Here is a 20,169-nt window from a genome sequence, read left to right as displayed (position 1 = left end):
TTCGGAAACCAGGGGATGGAAACCGATGGACATGAGAACAAGAATTACGACGGCGATGAAAGAGGCGATGAAGGCAAAGGAAGCGGCTCGGCTTTCCACGCTACGTCTTATCAACGCTGCAATTAAAGATCGTGACATCGCTTTGCGCGGTGAGGGCGACGATTCTGGGGTGGCGGGAGATGAAATTCTCGGAATTCTGGGAAAAATGGTCAAACAGCGTCAGGAAAGTGCGCGCGCCTATGAAGAAGGTGGTCGTCTTGAATTGGCGGAGAAAGAGCTGCAAGAGATTGTAGTCATTGAAGAATTTCTGCCGCGTCAACTTGATGCGGATGAGAGCGAAGCCGCTGTTGTGGACGCTATTAAATCGGTCGGGGCTGAGTCTATTCGTGACATGGGCAAGGTCATGGGCGTGTTGAAATCCAAGTATACAGGGCAAATGGATTTCGGACGGGTTGGACCGCTGGTCAAGGACAGACTGGGCTAAAACAGCCGTAAGTTTTCCATATGATTTGCATATGTTTTTCATATGCGCGTTTCTTAAAAAGGCAGGGCTCCGTTTGGGCCCTGCCTTTTGAGTCTGCGGTGTAGATAAATCCGCTAGAGGCCGAGCTGTTGGCTCAGCTTTTTGAAGTCCTCCCAACGGGGAAATCCTCGGTACTTGGTGGAGCCATAGGTGGTGCCGTATTTATAGGGAAGGAAAGCGACAAACTCGCCAGCTTCATCGAGCATATCCAAACCGTAGACCGAACCAATATGATATTGATAGCGGACGACTTTTTCTTTTTGGGAATAGAGCTGGCCGTTCCACACCCATTTGCAGGTGAGGACGTTGATCTCCTCGGCGCCGTCAACCTTCCACACCCCCTTGCACACACGCGGCCCTTCGGGATGGTAGCTGAAGGACAGCAGGCCGCCGTTTCGAGCCTGATAAATTTGGCCGTTGGCATGGGTATCAAAGCTGTTACCGGAAAGCATCCGTGCGATCTGAAGCTCATTGGCGAGGGGACCCGAACCGGGAACATCGTTTCGCCCGCCAGAGCAGGCCGCCATGAGCAGTAGACTCAAGGCGCCGGTTTTCAGAATGAACCTCCAATTGGCCGAGACGAACAAAGGTATTCCTTTAGTGGGGCGCACGACCCTCTTGCCGTGGACGCCATCATCACATCCCTTAGGTTAATGTGAGGTTATTGCGAGGGGGGGGGGAATTGGGTTCAAAAGGCGACCGCGGCGAATTTCTGGGTTGTTGACAGAACAAATGTAGCCGTGCTCTTGTATTGCCTCGTATGCGTCTCAAAACCAAGAATGGAACAGAAGAAGGAAAACATAAGGAGATTGAAATGAAATTTGCAGTCTATTTATTTGCCGCGACTATTGCCGCACAGAGTGCTTTTGCCTCTTGTCCTAGTTCACCACCAGAGACCGTTTGGAATACCCACGATGGAGATCAGCACGTTAACGCGGAGTATCTGCAAAAGATACTTGCGGGTAACTCCGTCAAATATGGTCGCGAAGGCACCGAGTATTACAACAATAATGGAACATATATTTTTAGTACCTCGGCGGGCGAACTCAGAGCGCCCAGCTACAAGTATTATGAAGATGGCTCGCGCTGCATCAATACAGTTACCCCGCGGTTCGATCTTTTTGTTGTCAACGATAGACGCCTGATTTTGATTACGAATGACGGTACGCGCTTGGAAGGCCAAATAAGAAGATAGCTTCTTCAGGGTGAAGGAAGGTTGAATTCAAAACCTTCAAGAGGTTGCCGGAACGCGCGAGAAGACCGCCTTTGTTTGACGGTATAAAGCGACAGAATCGAAATTTGACAACAAAAAAGGCCCCACCAAGGGAATGGTGGGGCCTTTTTATTATGGGGTCGGCGATCTTAGTGTGAGTGGGGTTTGTCCCAGACGCTTTGATCAACCAGTTGCTCGAATGTGTGCTCTGGGGGTGGGCAAGGAAGGGTCCATTCCAGAGTGTCGGCGTATTCATTCCAGTAGTTGTTCACCGTGATTTTTTTACCGTAACGCAGCGAGTAGACCATGATGCCGATAAAGAAGATGAACGAAGCGAAGGAAAGGAACGCGCCGTAGGAGCTGATTTTGTTCCAGTAAGCGAAGGCTTCAGGATAGTCGATGTAGCGACGTGGCATGCCCTGACGACCCAAGAAGTGCTGTGGGAAGAAGGTCAGGTTTGCGCCGATGAACATCATCCAGAAGTGCAGTTTACCGGCCCATTCAGGATATTCACGGCCTGACATTTTACCGAAGTAGAAGTAGACGCCGGCGAAGATACAGAACACGGCTCCAAGGCTCATCACATAGTGGAAGTGGGCCACAACATAGTAGGTGTCATGATAGGCACGGTCGACGCCCGCTTGGGAAAGAACGATGCCCGTTACGCCACCAACGGTGAAGAGGAACAGGAAGCCGAGCGCCCAAAGCATGGGGGTTTTTAACTCGATTGAGCCTCCCCACATAGTGGCAATCCACGAGAAGATCTTGATGCCCGTGGGCACCGCGATCACCATTGTCGCCATCATGAAGTAGCTTTGTTGGCTAAGCGACATACCCACAGTGTACATGTGGTGTGCCCAAACAACGAAGCCCAGAACCCCAATCGCGACCATCGCGTAGACCATTGGCAAGTAACCAAAGATCGGTTTCTTGGAGAAGGTTGCGATGATGTGGGAGACGAGACCAAAACCGGGAACGATGATGATATACACTTCGGGATGCCCAAAGAACCAAAGGATGTGTTGGTACAGGATGGGATCGCCGCCGCCTTCGGGTTGGAAGAAGGTGGTGCCGAAATTCCGGTCGGTGAGCAACATGGTGATCGCGCCAGCCAGAACGGGTAGGGCCAGAAGAATCAGCCATGCAGTGACAAAGATCGACCACGCAAAGAGCGGCACTTTGTGCATTGTCATGCCGGGGGTACGCATATTGAGGAAGGTGGTGATCATGTTGATCGCGCCAAGGATCGAGCTAGCGCCCGAAACGTGGACCGCGAAGATCGCCAGATCCATCGAGTAGCCGCCCTCAGAGGTGGAAAGCGGTGGATAAAGCACCCAGCCAACACCAGAACCGCTTTGACCGTTGCCACCCGGGGCAAACAGTGAGGCAATACCAAGGCATGTGCCAACGACATAAAGCCAGAACGAAAGGTTGTTCAACCGCGGGAACGCCATATCGGGCGCGCCGATTTGGAGCGGCATGAAGTAGTTACCAAAACCACCGAAAAGGGCGGGGATAACCACGAAGAACATCATCAAGACACCGTGGTAGGTGATCAAAACGTTCCAGAGGTGCCCGTTTGGCGTACAGAGTTCAGATGAATCCGCGAACAGACGTGCGCCTTCGAGGCACATATACTGAACACCGGGGTTCATGAGCTCTAGGCGCATATAAACGGTGAAGGACACCGATATGAACCCGACCGCCGCGGCGACGAAAAGATACAGTAGTCCGATATCTTTGTGATTTGTAGACATAAACCAGCGGGTAAAGAAACTCCGCTCGTCGTGATGTTCGTCGCTAGTCATAGCTGCGTCGGCCATGTCCTGCCTCCCAGTGCTTTTATAAATTGGACGCGCAGGGGCAGGCCCTGCGCGACGTGTTCCGCTCATGTCTTAGAGCGCTTCTGTTTTGTGGGCAATCATCTAGACGTCCCGACGCCCTTTTTTTTCATCGTTTCCGACGAAATACGGAATTTATTCCGATGCGGGACCCATTGTTGCAAGGAAGGCCGCAACATCTTCGCCGCCCTTTTTCAATTTAAAGGTCATTTTTGTTTTTGCGCCCGAATCGCCTGTGACCTCTTGGAGGTAGTCTTTTGGGTTTCCAGCATACTCAGCGATGGCTTCTTCGTCCCAGACGATGCCCGCTTCATTTGCTGCAATAAGGCCGGAACCATATTTGAAATCTTCTTCGGACCCCATAACACGACCGACGATACCATAAAGATTTGGACCCGTTTTGCCGCCTTTGAGGAGCACTTCATCGCCATTTGCGATCATATGGCAAGACTTACACTGCTTGAATGTTTTCTCGCCTTTTTCGATATCGCCTTCAGCAAACGCAGGGGATGCGATTGCGAGGGATGCGATCGCGGCCAAAATATGAAATTTTGTCATTAGGAACCTCTTTAGTGAGTTAAGTGTTCGCGCTGTGCCCGCATATCATAGGGAATCGACGCCGAATTAAAGGGTAAAAAACCTTCTGCGACCATTTTGTCATTTTATTTCGACGAACAGGGCGGCCTTAGGCTTCATAGGGCGCGACGCACCGCTCAAAACAGCGCTTGAGGGCCACATCGACATCGCCCATTTCGACGGGCAGCCCTAAATCTACGAGGCTTGTGACCCCGTGTTCACGTATGCCACAGGGGACAATGCCGTCAAAATGCGACAGGTCGGGTTCAACGTTGATCGAGATGCCGTGAAAGCTGACCCATTTGCGCAGGCGCACACCAATAGCGGCGATTTTGTCTTCTTGGAGGGAGCCGTCGACATTGAGGGGGCGATCAGGGCGCGTGACCCAAACCCCGACTCGGCCGGCGCGGCGCTCGCCTGTGACGTTTAATTCCGCCAAGGTGTCAATCACCCATGCTTCGAGCTGATTGACAAAGCAGCGCACGTCATGGCCGCGTTTGCCGACATCAAGCATCGCATAGGCCACCCGTTGGCCAGGGCCGTGGTAGGTATATTGTCCGCCGCGTTTGCTCTCGTGAACGGGGAAACGGTCGGGATCGGTGAGGTCTTCGCGTTTTGCGCTGGTGCCTGCCGTATAGAGGGGCGGGTGTTCGACCAGCCAGATGGCTTCCTCGGCCTCGCCACGGGCAATCGCGTCGGCGCGTTGCTCCATGAAGGTTACGGCCGCCTCATACTCCGTGAGACCCTCAGATAGAATCCATTCAACCACCGAAGTCTCCTCATATGCGTTTTCTGCTTTTTCCGGCCGCTTGCGTGGTCAGAAAAGGTACGGTTTCAGACGGACAAAACCGCGTGCCCTCAGGTTAAAGGTTTCCCATGGAATCGTGCAAGAGTGCAATGGTTCGAATTCTGGGGGCGATGGGAGGGATTTCGTGGTTCTGCGGGTAGGGGAGGCTTTGTCGCGCCCTCATTTTTAAGGGATTTGTACAGAGGGGGAAGCAGAGGTGGAAGTTTTCTGACTATTGGCGCGTTTTCCTACTTCACATCCCCGAATCCCTTGGCTATACCCCGCCCCAGACTACCAGAATATCACGTGCGGTCGTGGCGGAATGGTAGACGCGCAGCGTTGAGGTCGCTGTGGGGTAACACCCGTGGAAGTTCGAGTCTTCTCGACCGCACCAATATTTTCCCCTTAATCAGTGAAGTTCCTTATTTATATAAGGATATACAGGGGGTTATGGTGGGCATTTCGTACTGAAATGCGCTATAATCCATTGAAATTGACATGTCATTACGAACGAATTACGAATTTTCCGAGCGGGAGAATTTGAAATGGCGTCTTTTAAAAAGCTGCAAGCCGGCAAATGGCAGGCGCAAGTCGCCATGCAAGGTATACGAAAATCAAAGTCATTTGAGAAGCGGGTTGATGCCAAAGACTGGGCCGCGCGCCAAGAGTTCTTGATTCGAGAAGGAGAGGTTTCGGTGTCGACCGAGACCATGCGCGATGCATTGCTGCGATATGCGCGGGAAGTCTCGCCGTCAAAGCGGGGCGCGAAGTGGGAGCAGCTGCGGCTAGAGAAGATCGCAAAAGGATCTTTGGGCAATGTTATCCTGCGTGAAGTTCTCCCTATCGATATTGCGAATTGGCGCGACATGCGATTGCGTGAAGTGGCGGCCGGCACCGTAAATCGGGAAATGAGCCTTCTGTCGGGCGTGTTTAGCATTGCGCGCAAGGAGTGGGAAATCAAGGCGCAAGTGATGCTGATGTTGTTCAAGGCGGCGCAGGGCGTAAACGTCGCCGCGATGAAAGAACTGCTCAAGCAGGCAGAGCGCAGCGAGCTAGAAAGTCTGGCGGGCAAAGCGCGCGGCGACGGCAAAGCCAAGGAAAAACCGCTGGGCAAAAAGGGGCAACAAAGCAAAGACGCGCGCGAGATCACCACCACCGCCGAGGGCGGGGTTGCGGCGCATTTGCCGAGTTATTCAGAATTCAAACATTAGGGGGCCGAGGTGGCGCTAGATTTTCCCTTTGCTTGCCTTGATTGGGAGGAAAAACTCAAAGCGGGGGAAACGCCGATTTGTGATCTGCCGATCGATAGTAAGAAGGCTGACCAGGCAGAGGCGATTTACAATTCCCTGCGGCTTCCGGATGTGATCGGCCAACCGTGTGCCCGGCGTTGGAGAAGACGGGGGGTATGCAGGGCTGAAAATAAAAGAACATAAGGCTGAGCAATGGCCTCTGCATTGAAAAATGGCCTGTAAACATTTTTGAGGCTACCAGTGCGGCTCAATTATCTTTGCCTCCTGTGTCATCCCCCCTTCGCCTTAACTGGCGAAGGGGGGGGCGAGCAAGTCGCAAGAGCTAACATTCGCTGCATTGTAGAAAACTGGTAAAGTGGGCTCAGACCCGCCGTTCGCTGCGTTCGGTTCCAACTTCCGCTATGCGGGACAAAGTGTGAATTCGCTGCAACCGCGCCAAGGGCTGTTTTGGCGTGTAGACAAGGAAACTCCGTGTATTCCCTTCGCGGTAAATTTGGCTCGTAACAGGTCACCCGCGAGCCTGTAGCTCCAACCAGTTTGTGAACACTTGCAGTCTCGGATTTATGTTCGGCGTTGCCTCGGACACCACATAGAGACCTTGCGGACGGTCAACCTCAATCGGGCTTAATCGAACGAGGCTACCGGCAGCCACATCCGCTGCGGTCATTTTCAAATCCGCAAGGATCACGGCTTGCCCCGACAGGGCCGCGTCAAACATGAATGCGCGGCTTTCGTACACGATAACTCTCTCAGGATTGGCAATTTTCGACCCTGACGCCTTGGCCCAAGCAGACCAATCTTCGCGCCATCGCCGACCACAGGCCAGTGGTAAGGCTAAAATATCACCTGCTGACAGGGGCATCTGACACCCGTCTATCAATTGCGGTGCACAAACCGGACTGACAACATCGTTGCAGATGAGCACGCTGGACATTCCGTCCCAATCGCCTGCGCCATATCGAACGGCGGCGTCAAAACCGGAGTTGCGAAGGTCAACATAATCGAACGAAAGCGATGGTATGATCTCGATGCTAGGGTGTTGTCTGTGAAAATCAGGCAGGCGCGGTAGCAACCAACGATTCCCGAAAAACGGGGCAATTGTGATTTTCAATGTTCCTGCTAGGTCAGGCTTGCGAGCCTTTGCTACGGCATGTTCGATTGCATCTAATGCCCTTCCCAATTGTTCAGACAGTGCGCGACCTTCTTCCGTCAATTCAATCTTTCGGGTCTTGCGCCGGAACAAAGCGGTGTTCAACTCAAGCTCCAAACCTTTGATTTGGTGCCCAACGGCAGCGGGCGTCACACACAACTCTTCCGCCCCCATTTTGATGCTCTCATGGCGGGCAGCGGCCTCAAAGGCGCGCAGTTGGTTAAGTGATGGCAAGCGTCGGGTCATGACTTATACCTTAGAAAACCTAGGCTATAAGTCAATTTATGATCGTTTGTCAGGTGTGGCCGCCAAAACCTATGCTGTGGATACAGTCCCTTTTTGACGCGACAGGAGGACAACATGACACAAATATCACCCCGACTCCCCCATCACACAGACGACATTTTCTTGACCGATGGCGGAACCGAGACTTGGCTTATGTATAAGCGCGGCTTTGAACTTCCGGAATTTAGCGCCTTTCATCTTCTAAACGACAAGCGCTCAGCGGCCGCATTGCGGGAATATTACACCGCCTTCGCCAATGTCGCCGTAAAACTCGGAACGCCTTTCATCTTTGACAGCCTGACCTATCGGGCAAGTCGGGATTGGGGTGCTTTGCTTGGTTACTCCCCCCAAGGTCTCGCTGAAATGAACCATAAATGTTTTGAACTTTACCGCGAATGCGCCGCAGAGGCTGGTTTGACAGCCGAAAACACCGTTATCAGTGGGTGCATTGGACCGAAGGGCGACGCCTATAAAACAAACCAAGAACTATCAGCCAAAAGGGCCGAAGCCTACCACAGAGAGCAGATCGCTACGTTCAAAGTCGCAGGTGTTGATATCGTCACAGCCCTAACCTTGAACACGACGGCGGAGGCAATTGGCATCGCAAAGGCAGCAGCCGAGGCAGGCATACCGTCGGTTCTTGCTTTTACGATTGAGAAAAACCGCAAACTTCGGAGCGGTGAAACATTGAAACAAGCGATTGAAATAGTCGACGCCGCGACCTCAAGCGCACCGGCCTACTACATGATCAATTGCGCGCACCCCGTCGATTTTGGCCCCGCACTTGCCAGTGAGCCTTGGGCAAACCGCATCCGTGGACTTCGGGCCAACGCGTCGTCGTTGGACCATGGGACCTTGTGCCAATTGGGCCATCTCGACGAAGGCAATCCTGATGAATTGGCGAGCCAGTACGTTGAAATCCGGGCCGCCCACCCGAATATGAATGTGTTTGGCGGATGTTGCGGTACGGACTATGTGCATGTCGAAAAAATCGGACGGGCGCTACTGGCCGCTGCGTAGGCCATCCGAGATACACATCTGAGAATACATCGGCTTGTCCTCTCTGTACTGCCTCAGTTTTTCATTCCGAATGCAAAGCGGCCTTTGGTAGCATTGCAGATCACGTAGCCGACATTGGTACAACGTGCAGCATTTTGCAAAATGGGCTCTTTCCGGACTTTAGCTGCAAAATGAACCGAGGTCGGGTATGCGGACGAAGTGCGAATTCGCTGCAGCTGCGCCAATGGCGGCTTAATACATTTATCGACAATTATGATCTCATTTTCTGTCTGATCTTCAAAGGCTGGGTAAGATCAGGCCACCACCAGCATATTGCCGCCAAGAGACGCCAAATCTCGGAACTGGATTTTCATACCAGCCGAAAAATTGTTTCCCTCCACGCAAATCATCTTGAGATTAGGCGCATTGCGAGCCCATTCCAAGATCGGGCGGGCACCTGCATCTCCAACAGAGCATCCTACAAGTCCCAATTCTGTCATGGTCGCCGGGAAGGCGGTGGCTAATGTGGCAGCACCAACGTCTCCCAATTCAGGGTTATAGCTTGCGCTGAAGGACCTAAGGGAAAGCGCATTTCCAGCATTAGCTCGCAACATTCCGTCCGCTAAAACCTGTGCATCTGCTTGGTTTAATCCTGCGCGCCGCAGATGCAGATCAAATCCGGCCTGTGATCCGATTGCTGCTTCCAACCTATCAGCGGCAGCCAGACAACCAGGCGTTCCAATTGATCGCAGAGCAGTGATAAGATCGGTTGGGTTCATCTGAGCACTTTCGTTTCCTGCGGCTTTGGCCGGCGTGGGCAAGACCGTAGCATAGGTTGCAATACCGCAAACGCCTGCAAACGCAGTTGATAGCACTCTGCGCCGAGACACGCGCGGCGGTTCAAATTTCTGATCTCGCATAAACCTTGCCTCATCAAAAAATGTTATACTCTCGGCCGATGTTCTGGCGGCTCTTAAGGAAAGGCAATGCCCGTCACGTCCTGCCCAACCTCCCACAGCCGCTTCGCAACGCCAGCATCCCGCGCGGAGGCATCGATCTCGCCAATCGCAGGCAAACCGCCCAATTCGCCCGGACCATCTGGCCCATAGTAGTCCCCTTGCATAACATTCGCCCCTGTCGCGGCGAGCAATGTCGGTAGCGAACCCTGCCAAGCCTCCATGAAAGTCATTTTCGCAAGCATTGCAGGATCAACATGTCGTTGCAGTTCCGTTTTTGTGAACCCTGGATGACAGGCGACGGATAGCACGGACGCCTCTTTTGCATCAATGCGGCGCGCAAGTTCCAAGGTGAACAGAAGGTCAGCCAATTTACTTTGGTAGTACTCGCGCTTTTGATCGTAGGTTTTTTCCAGCCGCAAGTTGTCAAAATCAATCTGCGCGCCCCTGTGTGCAATGCTGCTGAGCGTCACAACCCTTGAACCAGCCGTAGATTGCAAACGATCAAAAAGGAGCCCGGTCAGCGCAAAATGACCCAAGAAGTTGACCCCGAACTGGCTCTCGAAACCGTCTTCAGTCTTGCCCGCAGGCGGCATCATCACGCCAGCATTGTTGATAAGAACATCCAGCTTTGGATGGGATATTCTAAATTGTTCTGAGAACTGCTTTACGGACGCCAAACTTGCCAGATCGACAATTCCGGCCTCAACATGTCCAGCCACCCCTTCAGCTTCGATGCTTTTGATGGCTTGCTCGATCTTATCGGGGTTTCGCCCTGCTATAACGACGTGTGCACCGGCTTTCGCCAGAGCCAAGGCAGCGTAGTAGCCTATTCCAGAATTTCCCCCTGTAATCAGGATTGTCTTGCCGTCTTGGCTTGGGAGATTTTGGTCAATCCAATGTTGGAATTCTGAGGTCATTTAAGAAGCTTTCTACATTGGGGTTTTTGCCTGTATATCTGCGTAACAGTTCCAACTTTAAATGTCAGCTTCTTGTGGTTCACTGACATTGGTCGTTTCCGCAGCATCCGTTAGAATGGGCTCAGACCCGCCGTTAGCTGCGCAGTGCACTAAGGTCTGGTTTGGGCCGTTCGCACCAGACTGCGGTTCGTTTGAAAGCTGAAGCTGCCTTTTTTCTAACTACAAGTGCCAAAAAAAACACAACATGCATTCTGAAGCGCCGTACTTATCTTTCATCAATATCCGAGCAGAATATACCCGTAAAGTACGCCCCTAGGCAGCCTATCCCCTTCGCTCTAATCGGCGGGGGCTATTATTGCGTTCAAACCCCATGAAATTGCACCGGCGCCTCAGAGCTCCCAGTGCGGCACACCCGAAAATACACCAAAACTTATAAGGCAATCTGATGCCCAAAATAAGTGAGCGTCAGGTGTGCCCCGCCTAACGGCTACGTAATTGACAGAGATCATACCCGTAATTTGGCCGTCAGGTTAGCATGTGGTGTCTCGTTTTGAGGGATGTTCACAAAGCTAAATGGAGAATGAGGATGTTTAAGAACACACTTTTCGGTGCGGTATTGGTGGCCTTTGCAGCAAGTGGCGCGTTTGCGGCTGGGGATTTGAGCAGGGCGAACGTGATTACCGTCGAAATCGAGATGGGGACGAATGACGATGGCATGTACTTCAAGCCCAACACGTTCGAATTCGAGACTGGTCAGGCCTACAAACTCAGGATGATCAATGTCGACGAGATCAAGCACGAGGTTTCGCTGAATGAAATGGGTGAGAGGATTTTCACCCGTAAGGTTGAAATCGAGGATGCCGACGGCGAACTTGTGGCCGAAATCAAAGGCTCGGTCCGCGAGGTCGAGGTTGGTCCGCACAAAACGGTGGATTGGTATTTCGTGCCAATTCAGCCTGTCAGCCTGACCGAAATCAGCTGCGAGCTGGAAGGCCACAAGGAAGCTGGGATGCGCGCCGACGCGTCCATCAACTGAGATTTGACCGGGAGAGGTGTAATTCGCGGATTTCTCTCGGTTTCGCTTTTGGGGTATACTCAATCAAGTTCCGAATTGTGCTTTGGCGGTCTCGACGCTTGAAGCAGTGAAGCGGGACTTGTTTCCCAAGCTGGTTATTGATCAGTTCCTGACGCCAAGGGCGGCGTTTAACCTTGAGGTGGAGCAAAGCAATATGGCTTCGCATCCGCGTGATTCTTTGGAGGGTTGGATGGACGAAATTCTAAATCAGCCGAGCTAGCTAACATAAATGGGTTCGACTTCGGGTGCTCAATAGGCTCAATGCTGCGCCATGTACATTATGTAACTAAGGGCGGAGAGCGGTCAATCGCTGCGATCTGTGTAGAGGTCTGCTAAGCGGGACAAAACCGACATTCGACCTTGCCGCACCAAAGACCGCTTTTATAAAGCAGTCAAATGGTGTGGCTCGACTTTGTTCTGCTACTGCGAACAACTATTCAGGTTTATCGGAAGTGCGGATGTTGCAACTTCAGTTTCTGCTGTCGTTTCCAAATGATCAAGAAGGTCGTGAAAGTTGTTTCCGGCGACATCCTCAAGCTCAGTGCTGGCATGAACAACGAGTTCGCTTTGGGTCCACACGTCATTTGGGGTGAAGCTCCAAGAAGTTTCGCCTTCACCAACATGAACCGTCCCATCTACGATTTGACCATCTCCAGCCGCTACTTGAATGTCCTTGCTCAAAAGGTGGCGATCAAAGGGGCGGTCAAAAGCGATGTACAACGAATCTGTTGTTCCAACACATGGCACTGTTGCTTGCCAAAGGCTCACATCTGGTCGTTCTCGAAGGGCTAATGAAACCGAAAACGTTCTGGAAAAAGGGGGTAAAACAGAAGCCCCATCTGCTGATGGCCAACCGCCCTCGACAGATAACGTATAGAGTTGCCCCGCGCGCAAGGCAGGGCCGAGTTCCACATTGGTTGCGACCTTACGCTTGATACGCCCGGGGTCAATCAGAACTGTCAGCCGCGTTCTGTCTTCATTCCAAAGTTCCTGTTTGAATCGCATGAAAGCGGCATCATCGACGTTGCCCGCTGCATCGCGAAGCTTGATATAGTCGAAGGCAACCTGTGGCGACATCGGTGTCGAGAAGTGAATATAAAACCGAAGCACATTTTCAGGTAGTATGTCGCCGCTTGGGTAGGTGGCGGTGACCAAAGCATCAACCGCGAGACCATCGGGCGGAATGGAGAATGAGACGAAGTCGTCATTTGCCTCGGATATCCGAATACGCGCGACATAGTCTTGGCCCGTTTCAAACCCAAAGGCAGGCAAAAACGTGAGGGCATCATCGGTCCGTGTGTATTGACCAGTAATTGCTATGCGACCCTCGCAGCAGGGTTCAGCGGGGCCCACAAAAACTTCAAGCAGTTCCGATGGACGCACCTGCGCCCAATGGATGCCGATCAAAGGTAAAATTACCGGCTCTGCCCCATCTTGCGGTAGCGTCAAATCCTGTGATTGCGCAGCTGAACTCATCATATTCACCAATAGGAAGGTCGCCAAGAATTTGGCGACCCCGTTGTTTATACCTTGTATCATAGTTGTCACTGCGTCCGCGTTGGATCTGGTGCATAATCAGGGAAATCAAACTCCGCTTTCATGTTGTGAATACGGTTGGGGAACCACGTTGGGTTGGTATCGAGGTTCAGGCTACCCGTGTAGAGATCGCGGGTGATCGAAGCCAACATGCCCTCGCCGACCTGTGTCATGTGCATCGACATCCCGTCGAACATGACTGCTTCACCCACTGGGCCATAGGGCATCACGGGATGCAGATCGAGCTTACCGCCGCGTTCAAAGTCGTTGTGATCGACAACTTTCGCGTCTTGCAGCCCGGCGATCGGGATGACCTGCGGCGAGCGGCTGTCATTGGTCACCAACAACATCGTCTGCCCCTGCATCTGGAACGGGATCATATCCAGCGGCTGGCCGTTGCCATAGTCCATGATCGTGTTGGCAGCGATCTTCGCACCGTCTTGAATGTCCTCCAGCGGCACCAGCACGATCGGGCTGCAAGTATAGGCGGCGACCAACTGCGGTTTCCCGTCGATCTCTTGCACAGACATAGCTCGGATAGGGGCGCGGCTTTCGTACTGGTCGTGGGTGACGTGGTACATCTCAACATTTGTGATGCCTTGGCTGCCATCGAACGGGTAGGACATTCGGCGCAGCGATGACAGGAAGTTGTCATGGGCCACACCAGCAACGAAAAGCTCCCCCTCGTAATATTCCATGTCCATGATTGCAAGTGTGCGCAGCGGGATTTCACCCTTGGCGATGTCCCGTGTTAACGGTGGCATCGGACCCATCCCACGAACGCCAAACGTGGTCTCGCCTTCGGGGAATTCCATCAAATCTTGCTTTTGGAAGTCAAACGAGGCGAGGTCTACAAGGCTAATCTGTTGATCCTGTGTCACTTGGATAATTGCGGGCCGCGAAGCAGAACTGCCAATACGCGTCACCGAGATGTAAAGGTCTTGGGTGATCGGGTGGGACGCCATGTCATTGAGTTCGATTGCATGGATACCGACACCAAGCAGTTCAGCGATTTTCGCATCGATGTTGGCAATCGAGCTTGGCATGATCTGCTCTGGACCACCCGTTGCAGGCATTTCGAAAGCGTAGATAGCACCATTGTAGTTGTCGCCCACAAAGAGCGTGCCGTCCTCGGTAAATTCAAGCGCACCAGCGAACTTAATATCCAATGATGTGTCAGCAAGAGCGCTGGTTCCAATCAGCAACGCCGCTGAAAGTGTGATGGCAAACTTGTTTTGTTTCGACATGTTGGTCTCCCGTTTGGTGTTTGCGTCGACGGCGTGTTGACGCATAAGTACTTGTATTGTACTGATCAGTAGATAATAATACTGCACAAGATGAGTCAAGGAGTTTTATACTGAATGGTAGAAAACAGTAAGAAACGCAGTCCGGGCAGACCGCGAAAATTCGACGAAGATGAAGTGCTGGACAAGGCGATAGATGTATTCTGGGAGCTAGGATATGAGGCGTCGGATACAGAGACACTCGCCAAACGCACAGGCCTGACAAAGCCGAGCCTTTACAATGCCTTCGGGGTTAAGGAAGACCTGTTCGTTGCGGCCATTAATCGTTACAGGCAAACGCGATCAAAGGCGTCCTTGGACGCCATGGCAAAAGCAGAGGCGCCTAGCGAAGGGATACGGGATTACTTCATTAACCTCGCAAACAATGTCGCTTCGCCAAATCACCCGTCCGGCTGCCTGATCATGTCCATCGCCATGCCCTTGATGGACCGACTTCCCAAAGTCGCCGCGGTTTTGGATACGGCACCCAAGGAAAGTTACGCGCGTATGTCGACCTATTTTGAAGAACAAATCGAAAAAAGCAACTTGCCCAAAGACTTTGACTCCGCCTCCGCGATTTCCCTGATCATGGACTTGGGTGCCGCGATGATCATGCAGGCACGCGCCGGAGCGCCACTGGAGGCTCTTAAGGCCAAGGCAATCCGCAACACCGATCTTGTTTTGATCACCGGTCAGGGGTCTCTACGATAGAGGAACCCAACGCGACCATCCGTTATGGGAGTTCGCCGCAGATCCCGTTGTTGCAGGCCACATTGTGTTACTGGGCGACGCAGCCCAATTGTCCAGTCCGCGCACGGGCTCGTGCAGCCATGAACACGATGTTCGGTCTGTTTAGCTAATCAAAAACGAACATTTAGCGGCAGTGCCTGTCGCGCTACCGCTAGAGCCAACCGATCCCAAAAGCAGCCATTCATGCACATCGCAGCATTTGTAGGTTTGGGCTCGAACCGGACATTCGCTGCGCTTTGCACCAATGGCAGCTTTGGGCCGTTCACGACACCTACGCTAGGAACTGTTAGGAAGTTCGAGTGCGAATGCAGCATTCGTCATTCAGTGCGGTTTTCCGCAATCCAGCCATTCGACCCACGAACACTGAAAGCAACCGGCCGATGGCGGCATCCAGTGGCCGATTCAAGAGATCGCGGCAACACACTCAGCGGAAATTCAACACTACCCCCTTTATCAAGCTATTCTACGGCCATGGCCTCTGTGGCTGCAATCGCGAGTTCCAAGAGTTTATGGCCCCCATGCGGGTCATCTCCCGAGGGAAAGAAATTTCGGAACATTCCCGGTCGCAACTCTCCCTGATCCTCTCCGACGGGTGCTTCAAAGATGACTTTGTCCTCCTTGATTGTCACCAAAACACTAAGCGTGTCCAGATCCTCCGGATCAATTACTGTCGGGTCATTTGAAAGTATGACGAAATCGGCAAGCTTGCCGACCTCCAGGGAGCCCTTTTTGTCTTCTTCGAAATGCTGCCATGCTGGCCAGATCGTCATTGCCTTCAGAGCTGTCATGACATCCACCCTTTGATCCGGACCAAGAATATCACCCGAGCGGGTTCGGCGTGTCACGGTCGCATCCAGCACGCGCATACTGTCCGGGTACGCGACTGGTGCGTCGTGGTGTGTTCCGAACATCATTCCACGTTGGCGGACCCAGCCCGTTGGAGAGATATTGTCCGCGTTGACGGGACCGACCGTATGTTCGCGGTGCCAATCCCCCCAATAGAATGTGTGCATCGGGAAAAGGGACGGAAAAAGCCCGAGTCGTTTGACCGAGTCCACCTGGTCTTCGCGCATGAACTGACCGTGAATGAGGACTGGTCGATTTCCAACCGGACCGTATTTTGCAAGTGCTGCCTCGGTCGCCGCGATCAGCATATCAGAAGCGCCTTCACCATTGGCGTGTGTGAGAATCTGGAGGCCGTTCGAGTAGGCCCAGTCCATCACGTCATTGACCTGTTCCATTGTGGCGGAGGAGTAGCCGGAATAGCCGGGAGGATAATCGCCTACCGGATCGTAATAGGGGCGGTCCCGCAAGGCTGTAAACCCTTGCGGCGATCCGTCGATTGTGAGTTTCGCGCCCGCAACCCTTAAGCGGTTAATATAATCCTGGGAAACGTTTTCAAGGATGAAATCGCGGTCCACAAGTACATCCGGATAGGTCACGACGTCGATCTCAAAGCCGCCTTCATCCGCGATGCTCCGCATAACTGCAACCGTCGCGGGAATAGATCTACCCTCTTGTGCGGTGGTATAGCCAAAACTCGCCCATAACTCGGTCCCGGCTTTTGCGAAGGCCCTGAAGCCGTCCTCGCCCAGACCACCAAGCATTTTGACCAGAACCGCGTAAAACGCGTTCTCCTCAAGTACGCCGGTTGGTTCTCCTTGAGAATCGCGGCGGTAAATCCCGCCCGCTGGGTCAGGTGTATCTGCTGTCACACCTGCCATCTCGAGAGCCTTGGAATTGGCCGCGCCCAGATGAGAGGATTGGTGAACAAGCAGTATCGGCACATCCATGGAAATCTTATCAAGATCTTCGCGGGTCGGATGTCGGAGTTCCGCAAGCTGGGACTGGTCATATCCGAATCCGATGATCATTTTTACTGACGCAACAGTTTCGGCATTATCCTTCATCCAGCCGCGCAGGGTCTCCTGAAGTTTCGGGATATCGGTGACCTCGCCGTCGGGCGGGGCGAGCAGGTTTGCCGAAAGCCGCTGGAGACCTCCGTTCACGACGTGACCATGGCTGTCAACGAAACCGGGAAGCATTGCGCGACCGTCGAGTTCGAAGATCTCGGTGCCTTCTCCCTTGTGCAAGGCGACGTCGGCAAGAGATCCCACAGCTATGATGACACCGTCTTTCACAGCGATGGCTTCGGCTGAAGGTTGCGCGTCGTTGATGGTCAGGATTGGCCCACCGGTATAGATAGTGTCGGCGATTTCCTGTGCGTTCAAAAAAGCAGGTAGAAGAGCAAATAGTGTCGTTGTAACAAGTCTCTTTAACATGAATCCCATAGCTATTTCATCCTTCCAGTTGATTGGCGACCCCACCTAAACGGTATCGTAAGGACTATAAAAGGCAAAGCGGTTTATTCGATTGCCTGCGCCCATCAGACAGCAAACGGAAGGATTTTTCCGGCGCACTTATGGATCGAAGCTAGGCGGATAAGATGATGCTAAGTCCACGAATGGCAGTTTCGTTGAAATTGTACGCAGCAGTGGGACTTCAGCTCAGTGGCTGGAATGGGCCGTTCGCTTCGTTTGCATAGGGGCTCTGACTCAATGTTTTTTTGTGCTACCGCGGCATTTGGCGCTAAGGGCGGACAGCTGACATTCGCTGCAAGTGCGAACCAGGTGTGCCGGAACGTTTGAAGCCGACATTGGGGAATCCTAGAAACGGGAGTTTTCTCTGCGCTGTCGCAAGTCGGCTTCGAGCCCATTGTACCTTTTTTCTGCTGTGCGGCTAACGTCTGCTTTGCGAAATATATGGGCGACCGACGCTAATCACGTCGCAATTCTTCTTCCAGATATCCCTTTGAACGCCCAAAAGACAACCGCAAGCAGAACAGACACAAAAGCAGCCATTGTTAAACCCGATTTCACAATGGAAGCGACACTTGCCACTGGGACAGTGTTGGCAGATATTTCTGGCCAACTCAGGATCATGAGGCAGATGCCGATGTTTTCTAGATAGTCACCGATAGCTGCCCCAATCGAAAACCAAATTCCGATCTGAACAAGTTTGCGGTCCACGCCCCTTAACCCCAACCATTTGAGCAATGATACCAAAGTCAGCGCCATGAGCGCGGGATACGCTAGATCGAGCGGAATCTGTCGCGTGAGATAATACCGCCTCCCGCTAGATCCTAGGGCAGAGAGCAGTGAATTTGCCTGTTCAGCCGAATATCCTCCGGGGCGCATGTCGAAAGGGCGAAGGCCGGACAAAGTCTCGATGTGCGCGAGTGTGATAAAGATCATCAACAGATAGATTCCGCTGGCAGCGAAACTGAAGAGAGCCGCTTGCCGCCCATACTTCTTAGTTGGTATCATCATATTCATTGGTTGTTCTCCGTACAATTAACACCGTCGTACTGAGTGCGAGCAAAGCTGGCATTATCGTTTGATAAGGAATTCGCAACTTGGACCTTTTTACTTTTCTGACGTGTCTCCCGAACGCATTGGATAAAGACATTGGGCGTGAGTTCGCGGCAGCATGGAGTGTGGAATATGTCGAAAAAGGGTGTCGTATAGCGACGCAGGGCGAACCAGACCCCATGGAGCGCATCATTCTTGATGGACAAGCCACCAGTCAAATCACAGATCCCGAAGGTCGAGCCGTTTGCGTTAGCTTTCACACTGGTCCATGTGTGGTCACACCAAATGTCGCGAGAACCAGAAACGGGATCTCGCTCGTATCAATAAATTTGATTACGGATGCACTGGTTGCACAAATGGACAGCCGCGCTTTGACTGAGCTTATGTTAGCATCGGAGCCAATTCGCGAATGGGCAAACGGCATATTGCAACACGAACTGGCCCGTAAGGCTGATCGGGAGTGGTGCCTTGCGGCACTTGGCGGCGCAGACCGCCTTGCGTGGTTTCGGAAAGATTTCCCGCGTCACGAAGGGCTTTTCGGCCATTATTTGATAGCATCCTTTCTCGGTGTAACACCGGTCACACTAAGTCGGCTTCGCAGTGCCGAGCGAAACGCGACGCTTGACTGAAGGTTCTATTGCGAGGACCAATTGCCCGGTGGCCTCAACTGATCGACGCAACACATGCATTGAAACGCTCTGCGGGAGTTTCGTATCCCAGCGTCTTTCGGGGTCGCTCATTGAGCTGTCTTGCGACAGCGCTCAGCTTTGCTTGACTATGTATCGACAAATCCGTGCCCTTTGGGAAGTACTGTCGTAGCAGGCGGTTGGTATTTTCGTTTGAACCGCGTTGCCACGGCGAATGGGGTTCGCACAAAAACACGTCGATATCCGTCGCCAAGGTGAAGGCCTTATGCTTCGCAATTTCTGAACCACGATCCCAAGTCAGGGAGCGATACAATTCTTTGGGCAGTTTGCGTGACTGTTTGATCAACGCTTGAATGACGCTAGCGCTATCTTTCTTACTGATTTTTGCCAACATGACAAAGCGCGTGTGGCGTTCGACCAGAGTGGCAATGAAGCTGTTGCCAGAACCTGCGATCAAATCGCCCTCCCATGTGTGGATGCCCCGTTCAATGCAAGAGATTCTTTCAACAGTTTGTACATGTGATCGGGTACGGTCATGTGTCAGGCCTCAGTTTGCGACGTTTCACATGCCGCGGGCCGGTATGGCGATGCGAAGGTCGGGTCCAAATCAATGCCACGAGCTATTAACTCTCTGGGAGGGCCTGGTTTTCCTAACCTCGATCTAGTCGATCATTTTGTCCTTACTGTCTCAATGTCCTTCTCACATCATACCGAGCGTTGCAGTTTACACTGCCGCGATCGGATCTCGATAATCTTGTTGCTTCGTCATCATGGCCCAAATTGTTCGGGCGGTTTTGTTTGCCAGCGCAATTGCCACGAGCATACGAGGCTTGCGTTCCAACATCTGTTCCAACCATGATCCTTTGGGTGGACCGTTTTTGATCGTCCATCTGATACGGGTCATGGCCCCAATAATCAGCAATCGTCGGATATCGCGTTGGCCCATTTTTGAGGTGCGGCCTAATATTTGCCGCCCGCCTGTGGATTTCTGGACAGGTACCAGCCCA

At 52.6% G+C, this 20,169-nt stretch carries 18 protein-coding genes, 1 tRNA gene and 2 pseudogenes; 8 read left to right on the top strand and 13 right to left on the bottom strand.

What is annotated here, in order from left to right:
- Positions 1-25: 25 nt before the first annotated feature.
- Positions 26-484 carry a GatB/YqeY domain-containing protein gene (locus tag AB9F27_RS06520; RefSeq protein WP_039002563.1) on the top strand — a complete coding sequence of 153 codons (459 nt, stop codon included), beginning with the start codon at positions 26-28 and terminating at the stop codon, positions 482-484.
- Positions 485-597: 113 nt separating this feature from the next.
- Here the strand turns inward: AB9F27_RS06520 and AB9F27_RS06515 are convergent, their stop codons facing one another.
- A complete protein-coding gene (locus tag AB9F27_RS06515) occupies positions 598-1,110 on the bottom strand; it encodes a hypothetical protein (RefSeq protein ID WP_335585798.1) in 513 nt (170 codons plus the stop codon).
- 227 nt (positions 1,111-1,337) lie between these two features.
- On the opposite strand from AB9F27_RS06515, the gene AB9F27_RS06510 reads away from it, so the two are divergent.
- Complete coding sequence (locus tag AB9F27_RS06510; protein WP_335585797.1) at positions 1,338-1,718, top strand: hypothetical protein; 381 nt, start codon at positions 1,338-1,340, stop codon at positions 1,716-1,718.
- 167 nt (positions 1,719-1,885) lie between these two features.
- On the opposite strand, the gene AB9F27_RS06505 is transcribed toward AB9F27_RS06510, so the two are convergent.
- From AB9F27_RS06505 to lipB, 3 genes and pseudogenes are all read right to left on the bottom strand, one after another.
- Positions 1,886-3,559 (bottom strand): cytochrome c oxidase subunit 1, encoded by a 1,674-nt coding sequence (locus AB9F27_RS06505; protein ID WP_335585796.1) that lies wholly within the window; start codon positions 3,557-3,559, stop codon positions 1,886-1,888.
- Between the two features lie 153 nt (positions 3,560-3,712).
- Positions 3,713-4,135: a cytochrome C gene (locus AB9F27_RS06500; RefSeq protein ID WP_335585795.1), complete on the bottom strand. Its 423-nt coding sequence runs from the start codon at positions 4,133-4,135 to the stop codon at positions 3,713-3,715.
- Between the two features lie 127 nt (positions 4,136-4,262).
- Positions 4,263-4,931 (bottom strand): annotated as a pseudogene (gene lipB / locus AB9F27_RS06495) (lipoyl(octanoyl) transferase LipB); the annotation flags it as partial.
- Between the two features lie 317 nt (positions 4,932-5,248).
- Between lipB and AB9F27_RS06490 the strand changes: the two are divergent.
- Together AB9F27_RS06490 and AB9F27_RS06485 are read left to right on the top strand one after the other, a co-directional pair.
- Positions 5,249-5,334: transfer RNA gene (locus tag AB9F27_RS06490), tRNA-Leu, on the top strand.
- Between the two features lie 151 nt (positions 5,335-5,485).
- The gene (locus tag AB9F27_RS06485) at positions 5,486-6,151 is read left to right on the top strand and encodes a hypothetical protein (protein ID WP_369757619.1); all 666 of its coding nucleotides are present in this window, start codon (positions 5,486-5,488) and stop codon (positions 6,149-6,151) included.
- Between the two features lie 547 nt (positions 6,152-6,698).
- Here the strand turns inward: AB9F27_RS06485 and AB9F27_RS06480 are convergent.
- On the bottom strand, positions 6,699-7,586 hold the full coding sequence (locus AB9F27_RS06480; protein ID WP_335586656.1) for a LysR substrate-binding domain-containing protein: 888 nt from the start codon (positions 7,584-7,586) through the stop codon (positions 6,699-6,701).
- Between the two features lie 114 nt (positions 7,587-7,700).
- Here AB9F27_RS06480 and AB9F27_RS06475 point away from each other — a divergent pair, with 114 nt between their 5' ends.
- On the top strand, positions 7,701-8,645 hold the full coding sequence (locus AB9F27_RS06475; protein ID WP_335586657.1) for a homocysteine S-methyltransferase family protein: 945 nt from the start codon (positions 7,701-7,703) through the stop codon (positions 8,643-8,645).
- 293 nt (positions 8,646-8,938) lie between these two features.
- Here the strand turns inward: AB9F27_RS06475 and AB9F27_RS06470 are convergent, their stop codons facing one another.
- On the bottom strand, positions 8,939-9,544 hold the full coding sequence (locus AB9F27_RS06470) for a hypothetical protein (RefSeq protein WP_335586658.1): 606 nt from the start codon (positions 9,542-9,544) through the stop codon (positions 8,939-8,941).
- A gap of 53 nt (positions 9,545-9,597) precedes the next feature.
- Complete coding sequence (locus AB9F27_RS06465) at positions 9,598-10,500, bottom strand: oxidoreductase (protein WP_335586659.1); 903 nt, start codon at positions 10,498-10,500, stop codon at positions 9,598-9,600.
- 586 nt (positions 10,501-11,086) lie between these two features.
- Here AB9F27_RS06465 and AB9F27_RS06460 point away from each other — a divergent pair.
- Positions 11,087-11,536 carry a hypothetical protein gene (locus AB9F27_RS06460; protein WP_335586660.1) on the top strand — a complete coding sequence of 150 codons (450 nt, stop codon included), beginning with the start codon at positions 11,087-11,089 and terminating at the stop codon, positions 11,534-11,536.
- A gap of 459 nt (positions 11,537-11,995) precedes the next feature.
- Here the strand turns inward: AB9F27_RS06460 and AB9F27_RS06455 are convergent, their stop codons facing one another.
- Both AB9F27_RS06455 and AB9F27_RS06450 read right to left on the bottom strand, forming a co-directional pair.
- The gene (locus AB9F27_RS06455) at positions 11,996-13,114 is read right to left on the bottom strand and encodes a hypothetical protein (RefSeq protein WP_369757618.1); all 1,119 of its coding nucleotides are present in this window, start codon (positions 13,112-13,114) and stop codon (positions 11,996-11,998) included.
- Positions 13,115-13,119: 5 nt separating this feature from the next.
- Positions 13,120-14,358, bottom strand: coding sequence for a hypothetical protein (locus tag AB9F27_RS06450; protein ID WP_369757617.1), 1,239 nt, complete (start codon positions 14,356-14,358; stop codon positions 13,120-13,122).
- Positions 14,359-14,472: 114 nt separating this feature from the next.
- Here AB9F27_RS06450 and AB9F27_RS06445 point away from each other — a divergent pair, with 114 nt between their 5' ends.
- Positions 14,473-15,105 carry a TetR/AcrR family transcriptional regulator gene (locus AB9F27_RS06445; RefSeq protein WP_369757616.1) on the top strand — a complete coding sequence of 211 codons (633 nt, stop codon included), beginning with the start codon at positions 14,473-14,475 and terminating at the stop codon, positions 15,103-15,105.
- A 497-nt stretch (positions 15,106-15,602) separates the two neighbouring features.
- Here the strand turns inward: AB9F27_RS06445 and AB9F27_RS06440 are convergent, their stop codons facing one another.
- Both AB9F27_RS06440 and AB9F27_RS06435 read right to left on the bottom strand, forming a co-directional pair.
- On the bottom strand, positions 15,603-17,435 hold the full coding sequence (locus tag AB9F27_RS06440; RefSeq protein ID WP_369757615.1) for an amidohydrolase: 1,833 nt from the start codon (positions 17,433-17,435) through the stop codon (positions 15,603-15,605).
- A gap of 489 nt (positions 17,436-17,924) precedes the next feature.
- Positions 17,925-18,479 (bottom strand): hypothetical protein, encoded by a 555-nt coding sequence (locus AB9F27_RS06435; RefSeq protein WP_335586672.1) that lies wholly within the window; start codon positions 18,477-18,479, stop codon positions 17,925-17,927.
- A gap of 80 nt (positions 18,480-18,559) precedes the next feature.
- On the opposite strand from AB9F27_RS06435, the gene AB9F27_RS06430 reads away from it, so the two are divergent.
- Complete coding sequence (locus tag AB9F27_RS06430; protein WP_335586673.1) at positions 18,560-19,144, top strand: hypothetical protein; 585 nt, start codon at positions 18,560-18,562, stop codon at positions 19,142-19,144.
- 34 nt (positions 19,145-19,178) lie between these two features.
- Here AB9F27_RS06430 and AB9F27_RS06425 read toward each other — a convergent pair.
- Both AB9F27_RS06425 and AB9F27_RS06420 read right to left on the bottom strand, forming a co-directional pair.
- A pseudogene (locus tag AB9F27_RS06425) lies at positions 19,179-19,631 on the bottom strand (IS30 family transposase); the annotation flags it as partial.
- A 255-nt stretch (positions 19,632-19,886) separates the two neighbouring features.
- The coding region (locus AB9F27_RS06420) for a transposase (RefSeq protein ID WP_369757614.1) at positions 19,887-20,169 on the bottom strand (283 nt) is incomplete at its 5' end.

Source organism: Falsihalocynthiibacter sp. CO-5D18, assembly GCF_041205445.1.
Lineage (GTDB): Bacteria > Pseudomonadota > Alphaproteobacteria > Rhodobacterales > Rhodobacteraceae > Falsihalocynthiibacter > Falsihalocynthiibacter arcticus.
This window is presented reverse-complemented; position numbering and strand designations above follow the sequence as displayed.